This window comes from Acetivibrio straminisolvens JCM 21531 (assembly GCF_000521465.1).
Taxonomy (GTDB): domain Bacteria; phylum Bacillota; class Clostridia; order Acetivibrionales; family Acetivibrionaceae; genus Hungateiclostridium; species Hungateiclostridium straminisolvens.
Genome location: NZ_BAVR01000094.1, coordinates 1 through 8867, shown reverse-complemented (window position 1 = coordinate 8867; position 8867 = coordinate 1). Strand labels below are relative to the sequence as shown.

Sequence of the window (8867 nt, the reverse complement as noted above, 5' to 3'; positions counted from 1 at the left end):
GCTTTTTTTATCATTTTTTCTATACTGGTGCAAGGATTTGCCACCCCAATTTTTTACCGAATTGCTCACCACCGCCAATATTTAACCCAACAACTTCTCCAGATGCATTTAGTACGGGTGCCCCACTTGTTGCATTTAATATAATGTCTTTATCCTGATACTCAAAAATAAGCATTTCGTCTGAAACAGATTTAACTGTCGCTTTATGCAATTTCGGTTCCACCCCAAGTAATGTAAGTGCTGCAAGCCATACCATTTCGCCTTTTTTAGAAAGTTTTGAACTCAATTTTAATCGGTTGGCATCAAGATTTTCACCATAATAAAAAGCAACTATATCCTTATTCACCTCGGGGTATGTTTCGGCATCTTCAATCTTTAAAACTTTTTCACATTCTCCACATTGATTGTCATTATATGCATCTGTAAATATAGCTTTTTCGACAACATCAATTACCCCCATTATTAGAATTTTGACGGCCATATCATAAAATTAATGTATTTTTCTTATGTTATTACGTTATATTGCTAAAGATTTACTGCCAATAAGGAAGCTAAAAACTTAATATTTTATATAGCGCCACGATATGCCTATAATACACTTATTTTACACTAGAAAAGCAAAAAATTATATAGCAACTTTTAAAAGACATAATAACTTTTAAAAATTACTTATATATAATTTTAAAGGATGATTATAAAAGTTATTCGGAAAAAGATACAAAGATAGGTGAACTTTAATAAGAAAAGATAATAATGACTAAAGAATTTAATATAGCCAAAATATATTTTCTGGAAAAGAAAAATGGATATAATCCATTTTCTTTTCCAGAAATCCTGCCCATCTTCCAGTTAAATAACTAACGCAAAGATGCTTTCAATTCATTCCACTTATCATTATAGTAAGCTGTCATCTCGGGTCCAAGGTCCACAAAAACTTCACATTTGTCTATAATATCTTGTGAAGGATAAGCTGCCGGATTGTTGCGTATTTCTTCATCCAACATGTTTTTGGCTACCGTATGTGGTGTTGAATAACCTACATAACTGGTATTGTTGAAAGCAATCTGAGGGTCATTCATAAAATTGATGAAGGCCTCTGCAGCTTCTTTATTTTTAGAGGTTTTTGGAATAACCATGGCATCAACAAAAAAGTTGGTACCTTCTTTCGGAACAGCATATGCCAAGTTCTCGTTGTAGTCTGAGGTATAAACAGCTTCACCCGAGTAGATTACTGCCAAAGCTCCCTCTTCACCAATCATCTTGTCTTTTACCTGGTCCATTACATAAGCCTGAACCAAAGGCCCCTGTTCTATCAAACTTGCTAAAGCTTCATCCACCTGTGCCTTCTCAGCGGTGTTCAAAGAATATCCCAATCTTTTAAGAGCTACAGCAAAAGAGTCTCTTACCGAATCCATCATTATGATTTTACCTTTATACTTGCTATCCCACAGGATATCCCAAGAATCAACTTCCTCTTCCACCATTTTTGTATTGTAAAGAATTCCAAGAGTTCCCCAAAAATACGGTACGGAATAAGTATCATTCGGGTCATAGGCCAGATTTTTAAAGGAACTGTCAATATATTTGGCATTGGGAATATTGTCATAATTTAAGGGCAAAAGTTCATTTTCAGCAATCAACTTCTCAATCATGTAGTCAGACGGAATCAATACATCGTAATTTACAGCACCGGATTTATATTTAGCATACATGGTTTCGTTGGAATCAAAAGTTTCATAAATAACCTTGATGCCTGTTTCTTCGGTAAAAAGTTCAATAGTATCTTCAGCTATATAATCTCCCCAATTGTAAACATAGATAGTTGTACCGGCCAAAGGCTTGTTGGGATCATTTCCAACACTGTTGGCACAACCTGCAAATACAAACACGAACACAGTTAATAATAATACAATTTTTTTCATATATTTATTCCTCCCACTTTCTTTGCATTTTTCTCAGAACGCTTATTTATTATCAAAAGCAATATCAATATGGACAAAAACAGCACAGTTGATACTGCATTGATTTCAGGTTTGATACCCCTTCGTGTCATGGTATATATGGTAATGGAAAGGTTGGTCACTCCACTACCGGTTGTAAAGTAGCTGATTACAAAATCATCCAGAGATAACGTAAATGCCAACAAAAATCCTGTAATGATGTTGGGCATGATCTCGGGAATAATAACCTTCCAAATGGCCTGCATCGGATGCGCACCCAAATCCAGTGCCGCTTCATATGTGAATTTATTCAAAGAACTCAGCTTGGGCAAAATACTCAATATCACATAGGGTATGTTAAATGTTATATGGGCAATCAACATGGATGTGAACCCAAGCTTTAAGCCAATCGCTACAAAGAACAACATAAAAGCAATTCCCGTAACGATATCCGCATTTAAAACCGGTAGATATGTCACATTCAAAATCACCGATTTTGACTTCTTTTTCATCACATGAATACCGATGGCTGCCAAAGTACCTATAATAGTAGCTATTACTGACGCCAGCAAAGCTATCAGCAAAGTATAATAAAGAGATTTAGAAATCATGGGGTCATTTAGCATATTCTTATACCATTTCAAAGTAAAGCCGCCCCATTTAGCCCTTGATTTTGAGTCATTGAAGGAAAATACTATCAAAGTCAGTATTGGTGCATAAAGGAAAAGCATTATAAGTCCCAAATAAAGTCTCTCTATACCTTTTCTTACCATAATCCTGCACCACCTTCCATATCCTCATCACTTCTTTGCATAACAGCCATCGAGATTAAAATTATAATCATCAATATAAGGGAAAGAGCTGCCCCAAATCCCCAATCATAAGTCAACAAAAACTGCTGCTCAATTATATTGCCAATTAAATTAACTTTTCCGCTGCCTAATAGATTTGGAATAACAAAAGAAGTCACCGCCGGCATAAACACCATAGTTATCCCACTCATTACCCCTGGCATGCTAAGGGGTATGGTCACTTTCAACAACCTTTTAAAGTCATTGGCACCCAAATCATATGCCGCCTCCATAATAGATTTGTCTATTTTTGCCAGCGCATTGTAGATGGGTAATACCATAAAGGGCAAAAAGTTATAAACCATACCAAGTACAATAGCTTTTGGGGTTCCGATAATGTCCAAAACGGGCAAATGAAGAGCCCTTAAAACTGTATTTAAAAGTCCGTTGTTAGTCTCCAACAATGACAACCATGCATAAGTCCTAAGGAGAAAATTCATCCACATGGGCAAAATAAAAATAAACAACATGGCAGAACCGCCGTTGCTGCGCTTTACCAAAATCAAAGCCAATGGATAAGCCAAAATCAGGCAAATGACTGTGGCTATAAATGCATACAAAAAGGATTTTCCCAGTGCCACCATGTATTTGCTGTCAAAAGACTTCATCAGATGGTCTAAAGCAAATCTGGTTCCATTTGCATCTTTTACTGTAAAAGCATAATAGAAAATCATAATTAAAGGAACCACAATAAAAACAACCATCCAAATCAGATAAGGGTAGCCAACCATTTTCTATTCATGTACCCGTCTCCTTCACCATCTTTTTCATAATATGAATATCAAAAGGATCCACGTTAATGCTAACGTGCTCACCGGGTTTAAAGTTCTTTGTATTGTGTATAACCCATTCAAACCCGTCTGTCATTACACATGTCTCGTAGTGAACACCTTTAAAAATACAAGAAGTTACTTGACCGTTTATTTTATTTTCCGATGGTTCCAAAAGCTTAATATCTTCAGGTCTCACCACAACATCCACTTTCTCATTGATGGCAAACCCCTTGTCCACACATTCATAGATACGGCCAAAAATTTCAAGAACCCCATCCTGCTTCATGATACCGTCGATAATGTTGCTCTCACCTATAAAGTCTGCAACAAAAGCATTAACCGGCTCATTATAAATATCTTCAGGAGTGCCCTTCTGCTGAATAACACCGTTGTTCATAACCACAACTGTATCACTCATCGTAAGAGCCTCTTCCTGGTCATGGGTTACATAAACGAAGGTAATACCCAGCTCTTTTTGAAGGGTCTTCAATTCATACTGCATTTCTTGACGCAATTTCAAATCCAACGCGCCAAGAGGTTCATCCAGCAAAAGAATTTCCGGCTCATTAACAATCGCTCGGGCAATGGCAATTCTTTGCTGCTGACCGCCGGAAAGCTGTTCGATTCTTCGATTCTCATATCCGTCCAGATTCACTTGTCTTAAAGCTTTTTCCACCTTTTCTTTAATCAAGCTTTTGTTCATTTTCTTTATGTTAAGACCAAAAGCAATATTCTCATACACATTCAAATGGGGAAAAAGAGCATATTTCTGAAACACCGTATTAACGTTTCTTTTGTAGGGCGGTACATTACTGATGTCCTTTCCCTGATGCAAAATAATCCCTTCATCAGGTTTTTCAAATCCCCCTATCAGTCTTAAAGTTGTGGTTTTACCGCAACCGCTAGGCCCAAGGAGGGTAAGAAATTCGTTCTTTTCCACATCCAAAGTGATATTTTTTAAAACCACTTGGTCCTCAAAACTTTTTGTGACATTTTCCAACCTAATAATAACATTCTTTTCCACGGCAACCTCCTAAAAAGTTGGGGGCGCACTGACCCAAATCACTTGAGCCTCGCTTTTTCCCACATTTACTATATAATGCTTTCTTGTAGATTCAAAATAGAAAGACTCCCCTTTATTAACCCGATAACACTCATTACCAATGTGTACCTCAATGCTTCCTTTCACCACATATCCGAATTCTTCTCCTTCATGGGCTGGTCCTCCAAGGACTTGCCTCCCGGCTGGAGGGTCATACGGATGGGCTCCATAGCATTCTTCTGTGAATTGGGTACAACCCATTCTATGGTATTTTTCAGCTCATCATCGGTTTTACTGAAATAGTCCTTCTGTTTAAAAATAATTTGTTTGTCCTCTGAATCACTAAAAAAAGTCTTTAAGTCCGTACCCAAACACTGGAGAATATCAACCAACGTTGTAATGGACGGTGAAGTAAGATCGTTTTCAATCTGGCTGATAAACCCCTTTGAAAGCTCCGCCCTGTCAGCCAACTCCTCCTGTGTCATCTGATTAGTGATTCTAAGCTGCCTTATCTTCGCACCAATCTCCATAAGTACACATCCTGTAAAAAATTAAGAATAATAATTATAAAATTCAGTTTTACTAAACCAAAAGTTTACTTATAGTAAACATCTAGATTTAATTATATGACGAATTTTTCATTTGTCAAGAAAAATTTTTATCGTATACTAATTCCAATAAATTGCTGAAAATACTTGAATAATTCTGCACAGACAGGCTCTCTTATGCTACAGAAAGGACACTTGAGAACGGATGAAATTATAAGATAATTCCCTGCATTGTTTTACCTTTATTTCTAGAATTGTACATACACAACATAAATCAAATATATTGGATTATAGATATATGTCATATTACTAAAAAAGTAATCTTTATGTCATTATCATAAGGCGCTTTACCGTCAAAAATATTTTTATATGAACACATCCACGTCGGAATAAATCCGCATCTGTACGCAACAGCTTGTGATGCTATATTGGACGAAGCAGTTCCATAATAAGGTAATACTCCCCTTTCCATGATCATTATTGCAAGGTTGCTTACCAAGCATGCCGCAAGTCCCTTTTTTCTAAATTCCGGTAACACATCAATACCTACCTATTTGCCACATTAAGCCGCTGTCGGCCGATGCTCCTGTCATTGCTACGATTTCATTACCATAAATTCCATAATCTCTTTCATCGCTCTTTCTCCATATTCTCTGCGATAATTGCAATTGATTCGCTATCATCCGTATATTCCTTGCCGGTAAAATCGGAAAAAACCTCTTTTATCCGAAACCCTTTTTTAATCATAATCTTTTGAAGCTCTTCCGTTGCATAGTGCTTATCCCATAATCTATATATGCTAACCTTTCCATTCTCCTCAATAATCGTATGCTGCCTTAATACAACATTTTCTTCATACTCAAATGACTCAAATAGCTCTATGTACGGATTTGGCTTCCAAAAGCCGCCATCGGTATTTATTGACCAATTCTTTGACTGCTTATTTTTGGCTTTAGGTGTCATCACATCAAAAATAAAATGCCCCTTCGGCTTTAATGCCTTTTTTATTTTTCCTAACAGTTTATCCCTATCTTCATACGGCAAAACCGCAAAATCATAGTAAATCATCATTACAAGGTCAAACTTCTCTTCAAAATCCATATCCAAGTAATTCATATACCTGTAATCAATGCTTAAATTCTTTTCCTTCGCATAATTTTGAGCATAGTCAATGGACCTTTTAGAATAATCTATTCCTGTCACATTATATCCCTTTTCACTAAAGATTGAGCAATACAATCCCGGTCCACAACCCAAGTCAAGTATCTCTGACGATTCTTTCAAACCAAGTTTTTGAATTATCCATTCACATGATTTTCTTATAGTTTCATGCTTTCTGCTAGCTGCATCCCAATCTGAATTTAAGTGTGCTTCCAACATTCCTTTTGATATATGTTCATCATCCCAAAATAGTTCTTCGCCTTTTTCAAATAGCCTTGGCTTTTCACAACTGTTGCTCAACAATGCTATATCCAGCTTACCGATACTTATTGAATCCATAATATAACTTCCCCCTAAAAATTCATCAACATCAAACTGTCAATATTTCCCTCTTTTAAAAATTTTGCTGCGCTACTTTTCAATAGAATAATTGAAATCACCAGTAAAACTCCACCTAAAGGGCCAAATATAACAGCTTGCCAAAACTGATTGCCCTTTAGCGTTATTTTGGCAGGATTGCTTTTTTTATAATATATTTCAACACTATCACCTACATCCATACCTTCAACATAAGTATCAAGCAAAGCAGTATATTCTTGACCGCCAGGTATGCCAAATGAAACAGTGACATCATGGCCTCTTAAGCGTTCGGTAATATCAACAATGTTGGCAGTAGTCTGATAATAATCATTAGAAATATTTCTTTCAATTATTCTAACCATATTTGGAATAAAGCCTGCCGTAAAAATTACAGTGCCTAAAATAATTAAATGACAACCGATTACAAATTTTAAAATCACTTTAATTTTCATAAAAACTCCCTATTTTCATAAATTTTGTCCCTTAATAAATGCATCCTCATAACATGCCGAACATTTTGCTATTTACAGCTTATTATTTACTTATAATTTTTCCGGAAAGCCAGAATGAACCGGTTACAATTCCTCCAACTTTAACGCTTTGGCTTTCTAATAAACTTACATCAGAAACAACATCGATTTCACCGCCAAGCAAACCAACTTTTATCCACCAATAATTATTACATGTAAACTCATTTTTCTTTTTTTGACACTCCAAAATACGACCGCTGAAAATAGCTTGCGCAGATAAAAACACATTTGCTTCTCCGTCTGGCGAAAACAATCCTGAAGGTATAAATGATTCTGCTGCAAACTTCATTTCCGAATCCTGCGAATCAAAATATTCAGTTTCAGATTCAAATACTGCTATTTCATGGGCAAATGCAGCAATTTGAACAGTAGCAAGTTGCGGCAAACTTATTCCTTCATAAACAGCAAAATTAGGGGCATCAAAAACAAAGGGAATACCTTCTCCCATCATATTTTCATCGCTGTCACCCAGAAAAGCATAAAATCCACCGTCAAGTATCGTATCATTTGGCTGATTGTTTTTACTTTGCAAAGACACTTGCATCCTTGAACTTCCCGAATAATGCGGATTTAAGCCAATGGCTTCATTTTGCTCGCTTAGCTGTGCCCATAATTCAACTCCATCATGAACATCCCATTTTAAATACGTACCAAATTTAGTTTTTATGCTCTGCCCGTTTTGAACAGTTTTTTTAAAGTAATCTATAAAATCCCTTTCTGATTTTATAGGCAATCCAATACTGGAAAAATGACTGGCCAAATAAATCACATCCCTTCAATTACTTTTATTATGATTTTACTTACCGGACCCAAACTTTCATTTCAAGTAGCTTATTTCCAGTAACCTAAAGCTTATTTTAAGCAGCTCTTTACTGTGACAAAAAATAATTAGATCTAAATCAATCAAATCGTACATATTTAACACCAATACATGAAAAAATGCCGTTTTAAGGCTGTTTTTCCGGAAAAGTATGCTACAGTAGCCAAAACTGCCGCACTGAGTAATGCGCTCAATATTTTTCGTTTCCAGTTCTTATGTTCCACCAAAGCAATAAAGTCTTTATATTGCGGTAATTCATAAACACGCTTTTTAATAGCTGTTGGATATGACGCAAACTGAGACAAAGGATTTTTGTATTGGTGAGGCAAATCAAAATCGTAAAGAGTATACATAGTATCATTTATTTTCGGCATTTTACAAACCTACTCATTTTAGTTTTTTCTTAAAACCCTTATTGGTATTAGGGTTATACCCTACAGATGCGTAAAAGTTACACGCATCAATCCTGTCTGTTTCTGTTACAAGAATTATTTGAGTACAGTTTAAATCAACTGCATGTTTTTCAATTTCACGTATTAATGCTTTACCAACGCCTTTTCTTCTGTGTTTTTTATCAACTATCACATTCTCCAACACCATAAACGGCTCGCATTTATCATACAGGTCTTCACAATCAATTCCCATTGCCGAACCAATTAATTCACCACCCAAAACAGCACTTAGTAAAACATAATTATCGCTTCTTTGCAATTTCTCAAACTGCTTAATCATAGCCTCCTCACAAGAATCTTCATTCCAAAATTGCTTATATAGCAATGCCAGCTTTGGAATATCATCTGCAATCATTTTACGAATCTCCATTTCTCATCCTCCATAAAATA

At 35.9% G+C, this 8867-nt stretch carries 11 protein-coding genes and 1 pseudogene; all 12 read right to left on the bottom strand.

The genetic code is table 11. The features are described from left to right. Window positions 1-19: 19 nt before the first annotated feature. The 12 genes and pseudogenes from JCM21531_RS16095 to JCM21531_RS16040 all read right to left on the bottom strand — a co-directional run bounded on the left by JCM21531_RS16095 (window position 20) and on the right by JCM21531_RS16040 (window position 8847). Window positions 20-460 (bottom strand): hypothetical protein, encoded by a 441-nt coding sequence (locus JCM21531_RS16095; protein WP_243467850.1) that lies wholly within the window; start codon window positions 458-460, stop codon window positions 20-22. Between the two features lie 397 nt (window positions 461-857). Then, window positions 858-1922 carry an ABC transporter substrate-binding protein gene (locus tag JCM21531_RS16090; RefSeq protein WP_038291357.1) on the bottom strand — a complete coding sequence of 355 codons (1065 nt, stop codon included), beginning with the start codon at window positions 1920-1922 and terminating at the stop codon, window positions 858-860. Continuing rightward, window positions 1919-2713, bottom strand: a complete 795-nt coding sequence (locus JCM21531_RS16085; RefSeq protein WP_038291355.1) for an ABC transporter permease — start codon at window positions 2711-2713, stop codon at window positions 1919-1921. The genes JCM21531_RS16090 and JCM21531_RS16085 overlap by 4 nt, the downstream gene beginning before the upstream one ends. Next, a complete protein-coding gene (locus tag JCM21531_RS16080; protein ID WP_038291354.1) occupies window positions 2707-3522 on the bottom strand; it encodes an ABC transporter permease in 816 nt (271 codons plus the stop codon). The genes JCM21531_RS16085 and JCM21531_RS16080 overlap by 7 nt, the downstream gene beginning before the upstream one ends. Before the next feature lie 7 nt (window positions 3523-3529). After that, entirely contained in the window at window positions 3530-4588 is a 1059-nt protein-coding gene (gene potA, locus JCM21531_RS16075) for a spermidine/putrescine ABC transporter ATP-binding protein (protein WP_038291352.1), read from the bottom strand. Window positions 4589-4597: 9 nt separating this feature from the next. Beyond that, window positions 4598-5136: pseudogene (locus JCM21531_RS16070) on the bottom strand (helix-turn-helix domain-containing protein). 319 nt (window positions 5137-5455) lie between these two features. Next, the gene (locus tag JCM21531_RS16065; protein ID WP_038291350.1) at window positions 5456-5692 is read right to left on the bottom strand and encodes a GNAT family N-acetyltransferase; all 237 of its coding nucleotides are present in this window, start codon (window positions 5690-5692) and stop codon (window positions 5456-5458) included. Window positions 5693-5784: 92 nt separating this feature from the next. After that, window positions 5785-6654 carry a class I SAM-dependent methyltransferase gene (locus JCM21531_RS16060; protein ID WP_054847151.1) on the bottom strand — a complete coding sequence of 290 codons (870 nt, stop codon included), beginning with the start codon at window positions 6652-6654 and terminating at the stop codon, window positions 5785-5787. A gap of 14 nt (window positions 6655-6668) precedes the next feature. Next, on the bottom strand, window positions 6669-7127 hold the full coding sequence (locus tag JCM21531_RS16055; RefSeq protein WP_038291349.1) for a DUF3592 domain-containing protein: 459 nt from the start codon (window positions 7125-7127) through the stop codon (window positions 6669-6671). 82 nt (window positions 7128-7209) lie between these two features. Next, window positions 7210-7965: a hypothetical protein gene (locus JCM21531_RS16050; RefSeq protein ID WP_038291348.1), complete on the bottom strand. Its 756-nt coding sequence runs from the start codon at window positions 7963-7965 to the stop codon at window positions 7210-7212. 158 nt (window positions 7966-8123) lie between these two features. After that, the gene (locus JCM21531_RS16045) at window positions 8124-8399 is read right to left on the bottom strand and encodes a hypothetical protein (protein WP_054847150.1); all 276 of its coding nucleotides are present in this window, start codon (window positions 8397-8399) and stop codon (window positions 8124-8126) included. 13 nt (window positions 8400-8412) lie between these two features. Beyond that, complete coding sequence (locus JCM21531_RS16040; protein ID WP_038291345.1) at window positions 8413-8847, bottom strand: GNAT family N-acetyltransferase; 435 nt, start codon at window positions 8845-8847, stop codon at window positions 8413-8415. Window positions 8848-8867 lie beyond the last annotated feature (20 nt).